Source organism: Kitasatospora sp. NPDC088134 (assembly GCF_044741705.1).
GTDB lineage: Bacteria > Actinomycetota > Actinomycetes > Streptomycetales > Streptomycetaceae > Kitasatospora.
This window is the reverse complement of record NZ_JBIUTD010000024.1, coordinates 92992-109010: the sequence shown is the minus strand read 5'-3', so window position 1 is coordinate 109010 and position 16019 is coordinate 92992. Positions and strand designations below refer to the sequence as shown.

General features: G+C 75.6%; 15 protein-coding genes. 8 read left to right on the top strand and 7 right to left on the bottom strand.

Annotation, left to right across the window (positions count from 1 at the left end):
* Positions 1–52: 52 nt before the first annotated feature.
* On the bottom strand, positions 53–2965 hold the full coding sequence (locus ACIOHG_RS29330; protein ID WP_400954922.1) for a polysaccharide lyase family 8 super-sandwich domain-containing protein: 2913 nt from the start codon (positions 2963–2965) through the stop codon (positions 53–55).
* Positions 2966–3317: 352 nt separating this feature from the next.
* On the opposite strand from ACIOHG_RS29330, the gene ACIOHG_RS29325 reads away from it, so the two are divergent.
* The gene (locus tag ACIOHG_RS29325; protein WP_400954921.1) at positions 3318–3974 is read left to right on the top strand and encodes an NADPH-dependent F420 reductase; all 657 of its coding nucleotides are present in this window, start codon (positions 3318–3320) and stop codon (positions 3972–3974) included.
* A gap of 167 nt (positions 3975–4141) precedes the next feature.
* Entirely contained in the window at positions 4142–4915 is a 774-nt protein-coding gene (locus tag ACIOHG_RS29320; protein ID WP_400954919.1) for a PIG-L deacetylase family protein, read from the top strand.
* A gap of 51 nt (positions 4916–4966) precedes the next feature.
* On the opposite strand, the gene ACIOHG_RS29315 is transcribed toward ACIOHG_RS29320, so the two are convergent.
* The 3 genes from ACIOHG_RS29315 to ACIOHG_RS29305 form a co-directional block, all read right to left on the bottom strand.
* The gene (locus ACIOHG_RS29315; protein ID WP_400954917.1) at positions 4967–5635 is read right to left on the bottom strand and encodes a DedA family protein; all 669 of its coding nucleotides are present in this window, start codon (positions 5633–5635) and stop codon (positions 4967–4969) included.
* A gap of 126 nt (positions 5636–5761) precedes the next feature.
* Positions 5762–5962, bottom strand: a complete 201-nt coding sequence (locus ACIOHG_RS29310) for a DUF1918 domain-containing protein (protein ID WP_400954916.1) — start codon at positions 5960–5962, stop codon at positions 5762–5764.
* A 200-nt stretch (positions 5963–6162) separates the two neighbouring features.
* Positions 6163–6834, bottom strand: coding sequence for a TetR/AcrR family transcriptional regulator (locus ACIOHG_RS29305; protein WP_400954915.1), 672 nt, complete (start codon positions 6832–6834; stop codon positions 6163–6165).
* A gap of 226 nt (positions 6835–7060) precedes the next feature.
* Here ACIOHG_RS29305 and ACIOHG_RS29300 point away from each other — a divergent pair, with 226 nt between their 5' ends.
* Complete coding sequence (locus ACIOHG_RS29300) at positions 7061–7855, top strand: adenosylcobinamide amidohydrolase (protein ID WP_400954964.1); 795 nt, start codon at positions 7061–7063, stop codon at positions 7853–7855.
* Between the two features lie 121 nt (positions 7856–7976).
* Here the strand turns inward: ACIOHG_RS29300 and ACIOHG_RS29295 are convergent, their stop codons facing one another.
* The gene (locus ACIOHG_RS29295; RefSeq protein WP_400702331.1) at positions 7977–8183 is read right to left on the bottom strand and encodes a DUF6011 domain-containing protein; all 207 of its coding nucleotides are present in this window, start codon (positions 8181–8183) and stop codon (positions 7977–7979) included.
* 196 nt (positions 8184–8379) lie between these two features.
* Here ACIOHG_RS29295 and ACIOHG_RS29290 point away from each other — a divergent pair, with 196 nt between their 5' ends.
* From ACIOHG_RS29290 to ACIOHG_RS29275, 4 genes are all read left to right on the top strand, one after another.
* A complete protein-coding gene (locus ACIOHG_RS29290) occupies positions 8380–8874 on the top strand; it encodes an SMI1/KNR4 family protein (RefSeq protein ID WP_400954913.1) in 495 nt (164 codons plus the stop codon).
* A 212-nt stretch (positions 8875–9086) separates the two neighbouring features.
* On the top strand, positions 9087–9272 hold the full coding sequence (locus ACIOHG_RS29285; RefSeq protein ID WP_400954911.1) for a hypothetical protein: 186 nt from the start codon (positions 9087–9089) through the stop codon (positions 9270–9272).
* Between the two features lie 268 nt (positions 9273–9540).
* Positions 9541–11394 carry an asparagine synthase (glutamine-hydrolyzing) gene (gene asnB, locus ACIOHG_RS29280; RefSeq protein ID WP_400954910.1) on the top strand — a complete coding sequence of 618 codons (1854 nt, stop codon included), beginning with the start codon at positions 9541–9543 and terminating at the stop codon, positions 11392–11394.
* A gap of 145 nt (positions 11395–11539) precedes the next feature.
* Positions 11540–12250 carry an aspartate/glutamate racemase family protein gene (locus tag ACIOHG_RS29275; RefSeq protein ID WP_400954908.1) on the top strand — a complete coding sequence of 237 codons (711 nt, stop codon included), beginning with the start codon at positions 11540–11542 and terminating at the stop codon, positions 12248–12250.
* A gap of 7 nt (positions 12251–12257) precedes the next feature.
* Here ACIOHG_RS29275 and ACIOHG_RS29270 read toward each other — a convergent pair whose 3' ends face one another.
* Positions 12258–13124 (bottom strand): helix-turn-helix domain-containing protein, encoded by an 867-nt coding sequence (locus tag ACIOHG_RS29270; RefSeq protein ID WP_400954906.1) that lies wholly within the window; start codon positions 13122–13124, stop codon positions 12258–12260.
* Positions 13125–13303: 179 nt separating this feature from the next.
* Between ACIOHG_RS29270 and ACIOHG_RS29265 the strand changes: the two genes are divergently transcribed.
* Positions 13304–14797, top strand: a complete 1494-nt coding sequence (locus ACIOHG_RS29265) for an MFS transporter (RefSeq protein ID WP_400954904.1) — start codon at positions 13304–13306, stop codon at positions 14795–14797.
* Between the two features lie 102 nt (positions 14798–14899).
* Here the strand turns inward: ACIOHG_RS29265 and ACIOHG_RS29260 are convergent, their stop codons facing one another.
* Positions 14900–15853: a HEAT repeat domain-containing protein gene (locus tag ACIOHG_RS29260; protein WP_400954903.1), complete on the bottom strand. Its 954-nt coding sequence runs from the start codon at positions 15851–15853 to the stop codon at positions 14900–14902.
* Between the last annotated feature and the right edge of the window lie 166 nt (positions 15854–16019).

Genomic DNA, 16019 nt, shown 5'->3' with positions numbered 1-16019 from the left:
GCCTTCGCGGACGGGCCGGGGAGGGGGGCGGCCCGCCCGGGGCGTGCGGGGGTCAGCCCGTGACCACCTCCAGGACGGGCGGGAAGGCGGCGTTCTCCCGGCTGTTCAGGTTCACGGCCAGGCCCGCCCGGCCCGCCGGCTGGCCGACCGTCAGGGTCAGCAGCGGGGCGGCGGTGACGGCGGCCGTCACGTCCAGGCCCACCCAGTCCGCCGCGCTGGAGATCCGGCCCGTGCCGAGCGCGCCGCCCGGCGCCGGGCAGCGGTTCCAGGTCGCCGCCGTCTCCTGCCAGGCCGCCGTGCCCGTCTCGAACGCCTGCAGGTCCGTCTCGGTGCCGCCCGAGTCGGCCACCGCCCCGTGCACCCACAGCACCGCCCGCCGCACCGGCCCCGCCAGCGCCGAGGTGTCGAACCCCAGCAGCGCCCGCCGCGAATACCCCGACCCCGACGTCCCGGTCTCCTTCACCGTCAGCACCGACGCCGTCCCGTAGTTGGCGTCCGCGTACGAGCCGTCCCGCACGTACGTGTCCTGGACGGGCGACAGCAGCACCGCCGAACCGCCCGCCGTGGAACCGACCTGACGGAGCGTCACCGTCCGGGACGCGCCCTGGGTGCCGCCCAGCTCGGCCAGCAGCCGCACCGGCGGGCCCGCCGCCAGCACTGCCACGCCCTGCGCCGGGTCCGCCGACAGGTACCCGGGACGGTCCACCGTCACCTGCACCGCCGACACCGTCCGGGCCGGATCGGCCACCGACACCGTCAGCACCCCGCCCGCCTCCCGCACCAGCACCGAGCAGGGCGCCGACACGGTGATCCCGCCGACACTGCCCGCCGCGTGGAAGTTCGCCGCCACCACCCCCGAAGCCGCATCCGAAACCGCCTGCACCGAAGCCGAGTTGGCGAGGATCGTGACCGTCGGCGCAGCAGCCCGGGCCGCCGTCGCGGCCGCGTCCGCCCCCGGCAGCAGCAGGTACGCGTACGAGGCGTCGACCGGGTCCGTCCCGTGGTCGAACCAGAGCGTGACGTAGCGGCGCGTCAACACATCAGTGGTGCCACCGGAGTTGACGTCGTGCCAACTCCCCGAACGGGCCTCCCGCAGCGCCTTCACGTTCGCGCCGCCCGGGAACACGTACCCGCCGAAACCCGCCAGCGCCACCGACCGCGCCCCCGTGAACTGCTGCGACCAGCCCAGCGTCGCCGGCTGCGCCACCCCGTCCACCGTCAGCGCGTGCGTGCCCGCCGCGCCCAGGTTGCGGTTGTCGACCACCGTCTCCACCGGCACCCCGTCCGCGCAGGACAGGCCCGCGCCCAGACAGACCACCGAATCGTCCAGCAGGAACCAGGACTTGCGGCCCGACAGCGTCGAGGACAGCCCCCGCACCGCCTGCCCGACCGCCGCGTACCGGCCGTCCGTCGCCCCGCCCGCCCACACCGTGTCCGGCCGGGCCGCGCCCCACGCGCCGCCCGCCGCGTCCGCCAGCCGCTTCGTCGACACCGTGGTCCCCGGCAGCCGGTACGGGTCCACCGTCGGCCAGAACGCGTCCGAGTACTGGCCGTTGCCGCTGGTCGCGTTCCACCAGGACAGCAGGCCGCTGTTGGTGTGCCAGCCCCGCAGGTTCTCCCCGTTGCCGGTCTCGTAGAACGTCGTCCGCGCCGAACACATCGACACCGCCGCCGCCCAGCCCGGCCGGCGCACCACCGCCCGGTCCATCCCGAACACCCGCGCCCCCGGCGGCTCCGGCGCCGCCACCACCGCACCGTCCGCCAACAGGGCCTGTGCCCTGGCCAGTTCGGGCACGTCCACGGCCGCGTCCGACAGGTACGGGCGGTACGCGTCCCGGGCGATCCAGCCCTTCACCGCCGCCCGCCAGGCCGCCGACTGCCCCGCCGGGGCCGCCCCCGACTCCGCCAGCCGCAGCACGTGCCCGATGATCGTGTGCCCGCGCCCGTGGTCGTCCTGCTGCAGCTTCAACAGGTCCGACCGCTGCACGCCCCGGCTGATCGCCCGCCCGCTCACCGCGTCCATCACCAGCCCGTTGAACAGGAACGGCGCGTACGCCGCGTCCACCGCGTCGAACACGTTCTGCCGCTGCGGGTCCGACACCGCCCACGCCGACCCCGCCAGCAGCGCGAACAGCCGACTCAACCCGCCCAGCAGCACCTCCCCGTACGAGCCCGTGTACGGCACCCAGGTGTGCTGCACGAACGAACCGTCCCGGTACAGGCCGTCCCCCGTCAGCACGAACGGGAACACCGGCGACAGCGCCCCCGACGCCAGCGCCAGCTTCGCCGCACTCCGCCCCAGCACCCCGCGCAGCGCCAGCACCCGGCACAGGTCCACCCGGTTCGCGCCCGTGCTCGTCCCCGAGTACGCCGCCACCCGCGAATCCGGCACCGAACGGTCCACCGCCGCCCCGTACGACGCCGACTGCGCCGCCGACAGCAGCGGGAACACCAGCACCGCCGCGTCCAGCAGCGCCTGCGGCGAGCCGATCTGCCAGTCCCACCAGTTGTCGTACGCCGTCGCGCTCGCCGTGTACGCCGTCGCCACCAGGTGGTCCAGCCCCGCCACCACCGCCGCGCCCAGCGCCGCGTCCCCCGACAGCCCCGTACCCGACTGCGCCCAGGCCAGCGCCATCGTGCGCAGCCGGACGAAACTGCCGGTGATGTTCGCCGACACCGACCCCAGCGGCAGGTCCGGCCAGAGCGAGCCCGCCGCCGGCGCCATCGTCTGCTGCTGCGCCCGCGCCCGGTCACCCAGTGCCCGCAGCGCCCCCGCGAACGGCTCGGCCGCCGGGTCGAAGCCCGTCCCGGTGAGCAGCGCCACCCAGCGCAGCCGCAGCGTGTCGTACGGATCGGGATCGGCGGCGGACGCCGGCCCGGCGAGGGTGCCGGTGGCGGCCAGCGCGAGGGCGCCGGCCGTGCCGGCCTGGAGGAGCCGGCGGCGGGACAGTTCGGGCAGGGACACGGCGTCTCCGGAGGTGGGGGAGTGGTGGGGGAGCACGGAGGGGGTGCGGTGGGGGTGCGGTGGGGGAGTGCGAGGGAGGAGGAAAGCGCTTTCCGTGGGCTGACGGTAAGCGCTTTCCGAAGGGGGCGTCAACGGGTCGGACGGCAGTTTGGCAAGCGCTTTCCCGCTGCTCCGGGCCGTGCTCCGGGGGTACCGTGGAAAGCGGGTGGAGTGCGGTCCGGGCCCGCTGTGCGGACGGTCGGCGCGGGCGGGGGAAGAACGGCGGCCCCCGGAGGGTTGATCACCCGTCAGGACGTACTCGGCTAGGGTGCGTTCGAGTTCGTCGATCTGACGTGGGGACGGAGCAGGAACAATGCGGATCGGAATCATCGGCACCGGAACGGTCGGCCAGACCCTGGGCAGCAAGCTGGTCTCGCTCGGCCACGAGGTGACCCTGGGCTCGCGCGGCAAGGACAACCCGGCCGCGCTGGACTGGGCGCAGCGCTCCGGGGACGGCGCCCACGCGGGCACCTTCGCCGAGGCCGCCGAGTTCGGCGAGCTGGTCGTCAACGCCACCAGCGGCACCGTCTCGCTCGCCGCCGTCGAACTGGCCGGCCCCGAGCGGCTGGCCGGCAAGACCCTGCTGGACGTCTCGAACCCGCTGGTGTTCTCCCCGGAGGGCGAGGTCACCCTCGACCCGGTCAATGACGACAGCATTGGCGAGCGCCTGCAGCGCGCCCTGCCCGACACCAAGGTCGTCAAGGCGCTGAACACCGTGAACAACGCGATCATGGTCGACCCCGGCAGCGTCCCCGGCCCGCACCAGCTCTTCGTGGCCGGCCAGGACGCGGACGCCAAGGCCCAGGTCAAGGCGCTGCTGGTGGAGTTCGGCTGGCCCGCCGAGGACATCCTCGACCTCGGCGGCATCGACGCCGCCCGCAGCCTGGAGATGCTGATGCCGTTCTGGCTGCGCCTGATGCGCCACTACGGCCACGCCGACTTCAACTACTCGATCCGCACCGCGCGTTGACCGCCGCCGCGCCCCGCCCGGGGCGCGGCACCCTACCGGGCAACCCAGCACCACGGCAGGACGGCGGCACGGCGGCACGGCGGCCCCGGGCGGCCCCGGGCGGGGCCGGGCGGGGCCGGACGAGAACGAGCAACGAGAACGAGCAACGAGGACGAGAGGCAAGCACCATGAACGACCCCGTCGAACCGGCCCCGCTCGTACCGGACCCGCCCGCGCCGGCCCCCTACCTGCCGCTGGACGAGGACTGGGAGAGCGCGCTCGCCGTGGTCGCCCACCCCGACGACATGGAGTACGGCGCGGCCGCCGCCGTCGCCCGCTGGACCGGCCAGGGCAAGCGGATCGCCTACCTGATGGTCACCAGCGGCGAGGCCGGCATCGACGGCATGGACCCCGCGCAGTGTCGCCCGGTCCGCGAACGCGAGCAGGTCGAGTCCGCGGCGGCGGTGGGCGTCGACACCGTCGAGTTCCTCGGCTACCCGGACGGCATCGTGGAGTACGGCCTGCCGCTGCGCCGCGACCTGTCCCGGGCGATCCGCCGGCACCGGCCCGACATCGTGATCACCACCAACTTCCGCGACACCTACGGCGGCACCTTCCCCAACCAGGCCGACCACATCGCGGTCGGCCGGGCCACCCTGGACGCCGTCCGCGACGCGGGGAACCGCTGGGTGTTCCCCGAGCTCACCGCCGAGGGCCACCGCCCGTGGAACGGCGTCCGCCAGCTCTGGGCGGCCGGCTCACCCGACGGCCGGCACGCCGTCGACACCACCGGCACCTTCGCCGCGGGCGTCGCCTCGCTGGAGGCCCACCGTGCCTATCTGGCCGGTCTGGGCGGCGAGATGGCGAACGCCGCCGAGTTCCTGGAGTCGATGGGCCGGGCCGCGGGCGCCCGCCTGGGCACCCGGTTCGCCGCCGCGTTCGAGGTGATCGCCTTCCGCTGACGGACCATCAGAAACGTTGCCCCTGGGCTTGGTTGGCGGAGCCCAGGGGGATCAGTCCCCGCCGTCGTCCTGGTGCGGGATGCGGACCGAACCGTCCCGGGGCGAGCGACGGCGGCGCAGCCAGGCCCGGACGGCCAGCAGCAGCGCCAGCGCGGCGACCACCACGAGCAGCAGCACCTGGTAGCGGACGGCCTCCCGGTACAGGGTGTCGATGTTGCTGCCCGCGAAGTACCCGACGGCCGTCCACGTCCCCGCCCAGAGCGCCGCGCCGACCGCGTTGGCCAGCATGAAGCGCCGCCACGGCATCTCCGTGGTGCCCGCGACGAGGCCGTTGGTCTGCCGCAGCCCGTCGACGAAGCGGGCACCGGTGACGACCAGCCCGCCGCGGCGGCGGAAGAACGACTCGGCGCGGTCCATCCGTTCCGGGGTGAGCCGCACGTACCGGCCCCAGCGGTGGACGAACGCCAGGCCGCCGGTGCGCCCGATCACGTACGCCAGCGCGTCACCGGCGATCGCCGCCGCCACCGCGACCAGCAGCAGGCCCGGCAGCGAGAGCTGCCCCGCGCCCGCGTACACCGCCGCCAGCACCAGGATGGTCTGGCCGGGCACCGGGACCACGCAGTTGTCGAGGAACACCAGCACCCCGACCGCGAGGTAGCCGTAGTCGTCGAGCAGCGGGGCGAGCTGGGCCAGCGGGCCGGGCAGGGGCGGGGCGGCCAAGGACGGGTGCTCCTCGCGTCGGATGCGGTGCTGCGGTGCTGCGGTGCGGCGGCGGTGCCCGGTGTGGATGGTGCCCCGGTCGGTGCTGCTCGGTGTCGATGGTGCTCGGTGTCGATGGTGTCTCGGTCAGCGCTGCTCGGTGTCGGCGTGGTGCTCGACCAGGCAGTCGGGCCCGGGGTAGACGAGGGCACGGTGGCCGTCCTCGAAGCGGACCAGGTACGGCGGTTCGCCGTCGGCGCCGCGGACTTCGACGATCTCGCCCCGCCGGTCGATCATGCCGACCGACCTGCTGAACATGTGGACGTGGTCTCCTACGGTGGCGTTCATCGCTGCTGCTCCCTGTGGACCGGTGGGGCGGAAGGGGCTGCCCTTCCCGTACTCCTTCCACTGTGCGGCGGGGCCCCGGGCGTGGCAACGGTGGACGGCGTCGGGCGTGTCGCACCGTGCGGCCCAGGTGGCCCGAGCGGCCCGGGCGGACGTACGGACCATGCCGGGCGGGTCGGGTTGGGAGCGCGGGCCGTACCGGGTCAGTCGGCGGACGGGATCTCGGCGAGGTAGCTGCGCACCAGGCGCTTGCACTCGCCGATCAGCGCCGGGTCGCCGTCCGGGTCGGCCCGGAACGCCAGCTTCAGCACGGCGTCCGCGCACTCCATGGCGACCCGCAGGGCCAGCGCGTAGCCGGGCGCGGCGAACAGGCCGCCGCCGATCGCGCGCAGCCGGACGGCGACCGCCGCGTTGTTGTCGAGTTCGGCGTCCAGCAGGTGCAGGTCGTCGACCTCGGCGGGCACGGCGTCGACCAGGCCGAAGTCGAGGTGGCCGAACCCGGCGACGGTGCGCTTCATCGCCACGAACTCCTCGACCGCGAGGTCGGTGAACCCGGCCACGTCCGGGCTGCCGACGGCCGCGACCCGGCGGGTCAGCCCGTCCAGGAAGCGGGCCAGGTTCCGTTCGGCGAGGGCGGCGAGCAGGCCCTCCTTGCCGGCGAAGAACTGGTACAGGGTGCCGATCGGCACCTCGGCGCGCAGCGCGACCTCCTTGGTGGTCAGCCCCGCCGTCCCGACCTCGTCGAGCAGGCCCGCGCAGGCGTCCAGCAGCCGTTCGTACCGTTCCTGGCTGCGCTGCTGCACCGGTCGGCGGCGCGCACCGGCCGCGGGGGCGCGGGAGGCGGGGGCGGACGGCGCGGCGGGCTGCGGGGTCATGGCGGACACTCTGCCCCATCGGTGCGGGCCGCCGCGAATCCCCGGGCGCCCCGGTGTGGTTGGGTGGTCGGCGAAGATCGCGGACGGAACGGCGTCCGCGAACGGCCCGGTGGGGGTGGCGGGAGTGGACGGGTTCGCGGCGGCAGCGGGTGCGGGCGGGTTGCCTGCGGAGGCGGCGGGTGCGGACGGGTTCCCGGCGGCGGTGACGGGTGCGGACGGCTTCCCGATGGTGGTGCGGCGGGCCGGGCGGATCGAGGACGGGGCCTGCCGGCACCTGCTGGTGTGGCGGGCCGGTCCGGGGTGGCGGATGGTCTCCTCGGGCGTCCTCGGCGGCGGTCTGGGCGAGCGGGAATGGGTGCTGAACGCGCAGGTCCGGTCCGGGTACGGGCGGCTGGACCCGGCGGCGCACCTGGCCGAACTCGCCGCCGCGCAAGGGTTGTTGGGCCCCGGAGTGGGACTGATGACGGCCGCCGAGGTGGACCACTGCACCCGGGCCGCAGACGGCGGCGTGCGGGCCCTGGTCACCACCGGCCTCGGCGTCCCGACCTGGGCGGCGGCCCCGGCGGCCCCGGCGGGTCCGACCGCCCCGACCGCCCCGGAGGTCCCGGCTGCTCCGGTGGGGTCGACCGCCCGCTACGTGCCGGGTACGGTCAACATCCTGGCGGTCGTCCCGGCCCCGGTCTCGGACGCCGGTCTGGTCAACCTGCTCGCCACCGCGACCGAGGCCAAGGTGCAGGCGCTGCTGGACGCGGGACTGGACTGCTCGGGCACGCCCTCGGACGCGGTCTGCGTCGCCGTCCGCACCCCGACCGCCGCCGAGCCGCCCGAGCCGTTCGGCGGTCCGCGCTCGCACTGGGGCTCCCGGCTGGCCCGCGCAGTCCACCGGGCCGTCCTCGACGGCGCGTCGATCGACCGGGAGCGGCGCGCCGGGTGGGAGGGCCCGCCGCTGCACCCGGTGACGCTGCCGGGCTGCGCGGTGGCGGACGTGCCGGGTGCCCGGGCGGGCCTGGACCGAACCTGAGCGGTTACCAACTTCTTCCTGGGCCACGGCCTTCGGCGCTGTTCCGTCGCGGCTGGGGCCACTGCCGCCGCGCCCGCCGGCTCGGGCCGGTAGCACCTGACGGGGCGCGGGCCGCGCGGGGTCAGGTGCCGGGCAGGCAGTCCTGGTCGATGACGTAGACGCGGGTGCGCTCGGGCGCGTCGGCGCAGTGCCGGCCGAGCTTCTCCCAGCGCGACTCGGGCGAGTGCAGCGGGCGGTGGCAGCGTCGGCAGCGGACCACCGGGGCGGGACGGCGGTCGACGGCCGTCCCGGGCAGCGGGGGTTCGGTGCTCTGCTGATCGTTGCTCACTGTCACAGTTCATCATCGGCCCCCGGCGCCCGCGCGGCGGGGTCACCCGGGCAGACCCGCCCGGGCGTGGCGTCCCGGACCGCGACACGCTTGACGGAGCGTCAACGCAGCCGTCCCAGGAGCCGGGAAGCCGAGGGCGCCGACACCCGTCGCACGGTTTCGGCCGCTGACACCTCGGTGCGGCAGACTGCCCGGCATGGCAACGGTTGATCACGACGTCCCGGACTCCTGGCGCCGCATCGGCGACCGGCTCGCTGCGCACACCCGGTGGGGCCCGGTGCGAGCGGCGGCGGACGCCGCCCGCCTGGACGCGTTCGAGGCGGAGCTGGGCCTGCCCCTGCCCGCCGACCTGCGCGCCTGGTGGCTGCTGCCCGACGTGGTCATGGACCACTGGCTGCCGCAGGCGTTCGCCCCCGTCCCTTGGGAGGAGGCCCTGGAGACCCGGGAGATCTGGTTGCTGGTGGCCGAGCAGGAGGACGAGGCGCTCGGCGAGGACGGGCCGGCCGAGGACCGCTACCTGCCGGAGTTCCTGCCGATCGCGCTGGACCCCGGCGGTGACGGGCTGGTCGTCGACCTGCGCCCCGGTGACACCCACGGCGCGGTGCTCCGGTGGGACCACGAGAGCTGGGTCCTGGACGTTCCGCAGTGGGCCTCGGTGGCGGCGATGCTGCGCGACGTCGCCCGGGAGTAGCCACCCGCCGGGCACTCCGGGAGCGGAGTATTCAGAGGCCCGTGGAACGTCGAACCGCGCCGGGGCCGGGGCTCGCGCGACGTGTTCGCCACCCGGGGGACGACGTTCGCGGACACCCGGGTGGACGTCCTGGTCGGCGCGTTGGCGCGGGCGCTCGGGCTGACCGGCTGGTCAACGTCCAGGGGTCCCCGGCGGCGGACGGATCGGCCCGGGTGGTGGAGGTCGACCCGCGCTGCGCGGGTGGCCTGCCGATCTCGCCGGCGGCGGGCGCGGACCCGGTCGGCCAGGACCTGCGGGCGCTGCCGGGCCTGCCGGTGGAGCCCGATCGGCTGCGGTACGTCCCGGGCGTGACGACGGTGCGCAGCTTCGTCGAGCACCGGGGGACGGTCCGACCGTAGCCCGGTTCGGGCCAGATCCTGTTGTAGGGAAAGGGAGTTGACGGGCCGTCGGGCTGGTGGCCGTGCAGGTCGGGGGCGGGTCGGGGGCCGGCCGGGAGCGGGGCGGGCGGTGGCCCGAACCGAACGGGCATGACCCGCATTTGGTTGTGTGATGCATCCAACGGGCCTAGCGTCGTGGCGCCGGCGCGGCCGTACGGGAGACGGCCCCGCCCCCGCCACCCGCGGGGCGGCGCGGCGCCGGTCCCGTAGAGGAAGGGCCACCCCACGCATGTGCGGGATCACCGGATGGGTCTCGTTCGACCGGGACCTGAGCACCGAGCACGCCACCCTCGCCGCGATGACCCGGACCATGGAGTGCCGGGGACCGGACGCCGCCGGCGTCTGGCTGGACACCCACGTCGGCCTCGGCCACCGCCGGCTCGCCGTCATCGACCTCGACGGCGGCCGCCAGCCGATGGCCGCCCAGCACGACGGCCGCACCGTCCTGGTCACCACCTACAGCGGCGAGATCTACAACTACCGCGAGCTGCGCGCCCAACTGCGCTCGCACGGACACGAGTTCCGCACCGAGAGCGACACCGAGGTCGCCCTGCACGCCTACCTGGAGTGGGGTGAGGACTTCACCGCGCACCTCAACGGCATGTACGCCTTCGCGCTCTGGGACCCGCGCACCGAGGAACTGCTGCTGGTCCGCGACCGGATGGGCATCAAGCCGCTGTACTACTGGCCCACCCCCGACGGCGTGCTGTTCGGCTCCGAGCCGAAGGCGATCCTCGCCCACCCCGAGGCGCGCGCCGCCGTCGACGCCACCGGCTTCGCCGAACTGCTCGCCATGGTCAAGGCCCCCGGCCGGGCCGTCTACCGGGGCATGCGCGAACTGAGGCCCGGCCACACCCTGCGGGTCCGCCGCGGCGGCCTGACCGAGCGCCGCTACTGGGCGCTGGAGGCCCGCGAGCACACCGACGACCTGTCGACCACCGTGGCCACCGTCCGCGACCTGCTCGACGACATCGTCGCCCGCCAGCTGATCGCCGACGTCCCGCTGTGCACCCTGCTCTCCGGCGGCCTCGACTCCTCGGTGATCACCGCGCTCGCCGCCCGCGGCCTGGCCGCCGCCGGCCGGGGCCCGGTCCGCTCCTTCGCCGTCGACTTCACCGGCCAGGCCGAGAACTTCACCCCCGACGCGCTGCGCGGCACCCCCGACGGCCCCTACGCGCACGCGCTCGCCGCGCACGTCGGCGCCGCGCACCGCGACATCGTGCTCGACACCGCCGACCTGATGGACCGCCGCAACCGGGAAGCCGTGCTCGCCGCCCGCGACCTGCCGATCGGCCTCGGCGAAGGCGACACCTCGCTCTACCTGCTGTTCAAGGCGATCCGCGAACAGTCCACCGTCGCGCTGTCCGGCGAGTCCGCCGACGAGGTGTTCGGCGGCTACCTGTGGTTCCACGACCCGAAGGCCGTCGCCCACGACGGCTTCCCCTGGCTGTACACCTTCGCCCACGCCTTCTCCGGCTCCGGCACCCCCGGCGGCCCGCAGGCCCTGCTCGCCCCCGGCCTGCTCGCCGCGATCGACCTGCCCGGCTACCGCGACGCCCAGTACCGGCAGGCCCTCGCCGACGTCCCCCGGCTGCCCGGCGAGGACCCGCAGGAACGCCGGATGCGCGAGATCGGCCACTTCCACCTCACCCGCTTCGTCCAACTGCTGCTCGACCGCAAGGACCGCGCCTCGATGGCCGTCGGCCTGGAGGTCCGCGTCCCGTTCTGCGACCACCGCCTGGTCGAGTACGTCTTCAACACCCCCTGGGCGATGAAGAGTTTCGACGGCCGGGAGAAGTCGCTGCTGCGCGCCGCCACCCGCGACGTGCTGCCCGAGGCGGTCGCCCAGCGGATCAAGAGCCCCTACCCCTCCACCCAGGACCCGCGCTACGCCGAGGCGCTGCGGGCCGAACTGCGCGGCCTGCTCGCCGACCGGGAAGCGCCCGTCCGCGACCTGCTCGACCTCCCCGCCGCCGCCAAGGCCGTCGAGCACGCCCCGGGCCAGGAGCTGCGCGGCGGCGGCGAGTTGGTGCTCCTGCTGGACGGCTGGCTGCGGCAGCACCGGGTCTCGCTGGAGCTGTGACCCGCCGGGGGTCGGAAGAGCCGCTCGCCGGGCGGTCCGTCGGGCGGTCCGTCGGGCGGTTCGTCGCGCGCTCGGTTGAGCGGTCCGTCGGGTGGTTCGTCGCGCGGTCCGTCGGGCGGTTCGCCGGGCGTGGGAGAGTGGCCCGATGAAGACCATCGGACTGCTCGGCGGCATGAGCTGGGAATCCACCGCCGCCTACTACCGGCTGCTCAACGAACTCGTCCGGGAGCGCCTCGGCGGCCTGCACTCCGCCAAGTGCGTGCTGTACTCCGTGGACTTCGCCGAGGTCGAGCGGCTGCAGGCGGCGGGGGAGTGGCAGGCCGCCGGGGAGCTGCTGGCCGCTGCGGCCCGGGACGTCGCGGCGGCCGGCGCCGACCTGCTGCTGATCTGCACCAACACCATGCACAAGGTCGCCGGGCAGGTCGCCGACGCCGTCGACATCCCGTTGCTGCACCTCGGCGACGCCACCGCCCGCGCGGTGCTGGCCGCCGGGGTGCGGCGGGTCGGCCTGCTCGGCACCGCGTTCACCATGGAGCAGGACTTCTACCGCGACCGGCTGGCCGCGCACGGCCTCGACGTGCTCGTCCCCGACGCGCCCGGCCGGGCCGCCGTGCACCGGATCATCTACCAGGAGCTGTGCCTGGGCGTGGTCCGCGAGGAGTCCCGGGCCACCTACCGCGAGGTGATCGCCGGCCTGGTCGCCGCCGGGGCGGAGGGCGTCGTCCTCGGCTGCACCGAGATCGAGTTGCTGATCGGCCCCGGCGACAGCCCCGTCCCGGTCTTCCCCACCACCCGCATCCACGCCGAAGCCGCCGTCGAAGCAGCCCTCGACTTCCCTGTGAAGGAAGGAGATTGACGGAGCGTCAGGACCGCCGGCCCAGGGTGGCGGCGAGCAGGTCGAGCGCGGCCGCCGACGGACTGCCCGGGACGGCCGAGTAGAGCAGCAGCCGGTGGTCGGCCCCGTCCGAGGTGCGCAGGCTCTCGAAGGACAGGTCGAGCGCGCCGACCAGGGGATGCCGGAAGGACTTCTCGCCGACCGTGCACTCCCGGACCGGGTGCCGCGCCCACAACTCGGCGAACTCCGCGCTGTGGATGGCCAGTCGACCCACCAGGCCGGCCAGCCGGCGGTCCGCCGGATGCCGCCCCACCGTCAGCCGGAGCGCGGCCAGCGCGACCTCCGCCTCCTCGGCCCAGCGCGGGTACAGCTCCCGGGTGTGCGGGTCGAGGAACAGCAGTGCCGTCAGGTTCGGCCGGTCCTCCGGCCGCTCCGGGGCGTCCGCCGCCAGGTGCCCCGCCAGCAGCGCGTGCCCGAGCCGGTTCCAGGTCAGCACGTCGTTGGCCCGGTCCAGCACCACCGCCGGCACCCGGTCCATCGCCTCGACCAACTGCCGCGTCGCCGCACGCACCTGCTCCGGCGCGGGCTCCGGCTCGACCGCGAGGCGGGCGGACCGGCGCGGCCGGGCCAGGTCGCGCAGGTGCGCGTGCTCGTCCCGGTCCAGCCGCAGTGCCCGCGCCAGCGCGTCCAGCACCCCGTCCGAGGCGTTGCCGCTCTGCCCCTGCTCCAGCCGCGTGTAGTACGTCACGCTGACGCCCGCCAGCAGCGCCAGCTCCTCCCGGCGCAGTCCCGGTACCCGGCGGCGGCCCGGCATCGAGGCCAGCCCGACGTCCGCGGGCCGGAGCCGGGCCCGCCGGCTGCGCAGGAAGTCACCGAGCGCGGTCGAAGTCTCCATGCCCCGCAGTCTGCCCCGCCCGGGCCCGTGCTGTCCCGGGCGGAGCCTGTCCCTGCCAGTACCAGCCTCCCGGGGAGTGGTCCGCGCAGGGGACTGGGTGGCCTCCGGCGCGCGGCGCAGGCTCGTCCCCGACGGGCCGGGACCACCGGTCGCACACCGATCGGAACAGGTGGATCGACATGTCGACACTCGTGCGGGCGGGGCGGGCCACCGCTCCTCGTGCCACCGGACGGCAGGCGGTGCTGCTCACCGTGCTGCTGGTCGCCCAGTTCATGCTCGCCGTGGACTTCTCCGTCCTCAACGTCGCCCTCCCCGCGATCGGCGCGGGCCTCCACCTGCCGCTCGACCGGCTCCCGTGGATCGCCACCGCCTTCGCCCTCCCCGCCGCCGGACTCACCCTGCTGTTCGGCCGGATCGCCGACCGGCACGGCCGCCGCCGGCTCTTCCTCCAGGGCCTCGCCCTGCTCGCCGCCGCCTCCCTGCTCGGCGGACTCGCCACCGACCCGGCCGTCCTGCTCGCCGCCCGGGCCGCCCAAGGGCTCGCCACCGCCGCCGTCACCCCCGCCGGCCTCGCCCTGCTCACCACCGCCTTCCCCGAAGGACCGTTGCGGGAAAGGGCGTTGGGCCTGAACGGCGCCCTGATGTCGGCCGGGTTCACGGCCGGCGCGATCCTCGGCGGCCTGCTCACCGATCTGCTCTCCTGGCGCTGGGCGTTCCTGGTCAACGTCCCCGTCGCACTCGCCGTCCTGCTGGCCGCCCCGCGCGTCCTGCCCGCCGACGGGGATGCCGACGGGCCCGCCGGCGGGGCTGCCCGGCCGATCGAGGGCGGCCGCCGCCTCGGGGACCGCCGCCTCGGGGACCGCCGACGGCTCGACGTCATGGGCGCGTCGACCGTCACCCTCGGCCTGCTCGCCCTCGTCCTCGGCCTCGCCGGGGCCGGGCAGCTCGGCCGGTCCCACCCCGCCGTGATCGCCCTGCTGCTGCTCGGGGCCGCCCTGCTCGCCGCCTTCCCCGCCGCCGAGCGTCGGGCCGAATGCCGCTCCGTCGCCCCGCTGGTGCCCCCGGCGCTGCTGCGCCGTCGTACCGTCCGGCTCGGCAACCCGATCGGCCTGCTGGCCTTCCTCACCGAGACCTCGCTGGTGTACCTGCTCACCCTGCACCTCCAGGAGGTGCTGCACTTCTCCGCCCTCGCCGCCGGGCTGTCGTTCGGCGTCCTCGGCGCGGGCACCGTCCTCGGCGGGACGGCCGCGCCACGGGTCGTCGCCCGCCGCGGCGTGCGCGGTACGGTGCTGGCCGGCGGGCTGCTGCAGGCCGCCGCGACCGGGGCCCTGGTGCTGCTCGGCCCGGACCCGGCCTGGCTGGGCCTGCTGCTGCCCGCGACCTTCCTCGGCGGGATCGGCAACATGTTGGTGATCGTCGGCTTCATGCTCACCGCGACCTCCGGCCTGCCCGACCGCGAACAGGGCACCGCGGCCGGACTCGCCACCATGACCCAGCAGATCGGTATCACCGTCGGAACTCCCGTGATGAGCGCGGTCGTTGCCGCGGCCGCCCCCGCGCACGGCCTCCCCGCCGGCATCGCCGTCGCCATCGCCGCGAACACCGCCCTGGTGCTGGCCGCCGTCCTCGCCGCCACCCGGCTGCCCGGCCGACCGGCGGACGGCGAGGCGTGAGGACGGGGCCGCGGGGACGGGGCCAGCCGTCGGGCCCGGGCCGGGCTGTCGGACCCGGGCTGGGCGCGTCACGGGGCCGGGTGCATCACGGGGCCGGGCGCGTCACGGGGCGGTGGCCGCCACCGGCAGGTCCTCGTCCACCAGGGACGCGGCGCGGGACGGGTCCTCGCCGGCCCGGCGGAGCAGGTGCGGCACCGAATAGCGGGCCGGGTCCGGCGCGCCGGGCAGCAGCAGGTCGACGTCCGGGGAGAAGCGCTCGGAGCAGAGCGCGGCGGCCAGGTCCGGACGGAGCCGCTCCAGGGCCTCGACCAACTGCCAGGCGCTGGCGGCCAGTTGCTCCCGGCGCTCCGGATCGCAGGCCGCCAGGGCCGCCGCGACCAGCGGCTGGTCGGCATCCAACTCGCGCAGTGCGGGCAGCAGTTCGGCCCGGCCCAGGGCGGCCGCGGCGTGCAGCGTGATCGGGTGCGGGTCGTCGGACTCGTCCTCCAGCAACTCGGCCAGCAGCTCCGTCACCGCCCCCTCCTGGCGGCGCGCCAGCCCGCGGACCGCTTCGTCGACGACGTCCTCGTCCACGTCGTCCAGCCGCTCGTGCAGCGCCGCCCGGATCGCCGGACCGTACGCCGTCAGCTGGCTGCCGAGCGCGAACACCGCCCAGGCCCGGACCTCCGGGTCCGCGTCCTCGGCCAGCGCCAGCAGGGCCGCCACGTCCGGGCCGTCGGCCCGCTCGGTCTCCAGTGCGGTCAGCGACTCGGCGACCGCCCGCCGGACCTCGGCCTCCGGATGCCCGGCCAGCCCCGTCAGCACCGGCAGCGCCCGCGGGTCGTAGGTGGCGGCGAGCGCCCGCACCAGCCCGGGCAGCACCCGGGCGTCCCGCTCCACCTCGGCCAGGGCCAGCAGCGGCGGCGCGACCAGGGCCCGCACCTCGTCGTCCGCCGGGTCGGCGATCCGGCGCAGCCGGGCGCACGCGGCCTCCCGGTCCTCGGCGGAACCGGCCGTCAGCAGGCCGGTCAGGGTGCGGAGTTGCTCGTCCAGGGCGGCGGCGCTCGTCTCGGTCACCCGGCGAGTGTGACCCACCGCGACCGGCCGACGCCACCCGGTTCCGACAGGCGGATGGGGTGCGACCGACCACCGGGACGGAGCAGGTGGCGAGCCCCTGGGGGCCGAGGGCCGGGCGCCGGGCGGGCTAGTGCCGCGTCGGGCAACCTTTGCCGTCAAGGAGCGG

Coding starts and splice junctions, on each gene's coding strand:
- ACIOHG_RS29325 (WP_400954921.1), top strand. CDS start 3,318: ATGCGGATCGGAATCATCGGCACCGGAACGGTCGGCCAGACCCTGGGC.
- ACIOHG_RS29320 (WP_400954919.1), top strand. CDS start 4,142: ATGAACGACCCCGTCGAACCGGCCCCGCTCGTACCGGACCCGCCCGCG.
- ACIOHG_RS29310 (WP_400954916.1), bottom strand. CDS start 5,962: ATGAACGCCACCGTAGGAGACCACGTCCACATGTTCAGCAGGTCGGTC.
- ACIOHG_RS29305 (WP_400954915.1), bottom strand. CDS start 6,834: ATGACCCCGCAGCCCGCCGCGCCGTCCGCCCCCGCCTCCCGCGCCCCC.
- ACIOHG_RS29300 (WP_400954964.1), top strand. CDS start 7,061: ATGGTGGTGCGGCGGGCCGGGCGGATCGAGGACGGGGCCTGCCGGCAC.
- ACIOHG_RS29290 (WP_400954913.1), top strand. CDS start 8,380: ATGGCAACGGTTGATCACGACGTCCCGGACTCCTGGCGCCGCATCGGC.
- asnB (WP_400954910.1), top strand. CDS start 9,541: ATGTGCGGGATCACCGGATGGGTCTCGTTCGACCGGGACCTGAGCACC.
- ACIOHG_RS29275 (WP_400954908.1), top strand. CDS start 11,540: ATGAAGACCATCGGACTGCTCGGCGGCATGAGCTGGGAATCCACCGCC.
- ACIOHG_RS29270 (WP_400954906.1), bottom strand. CDS start 13,124: ATGGAGACTTCGACCGCGCTCGGTGACTTCCTGCGCAGCCGGCGGGCC.
- ACIOHG_RS29265 (WP_400954904.1), top strand. CDS start 13,304: ATGTCGACACTCGTGCGGGCGGGGCGGGCCACCGCTCCTCGTGCCACC.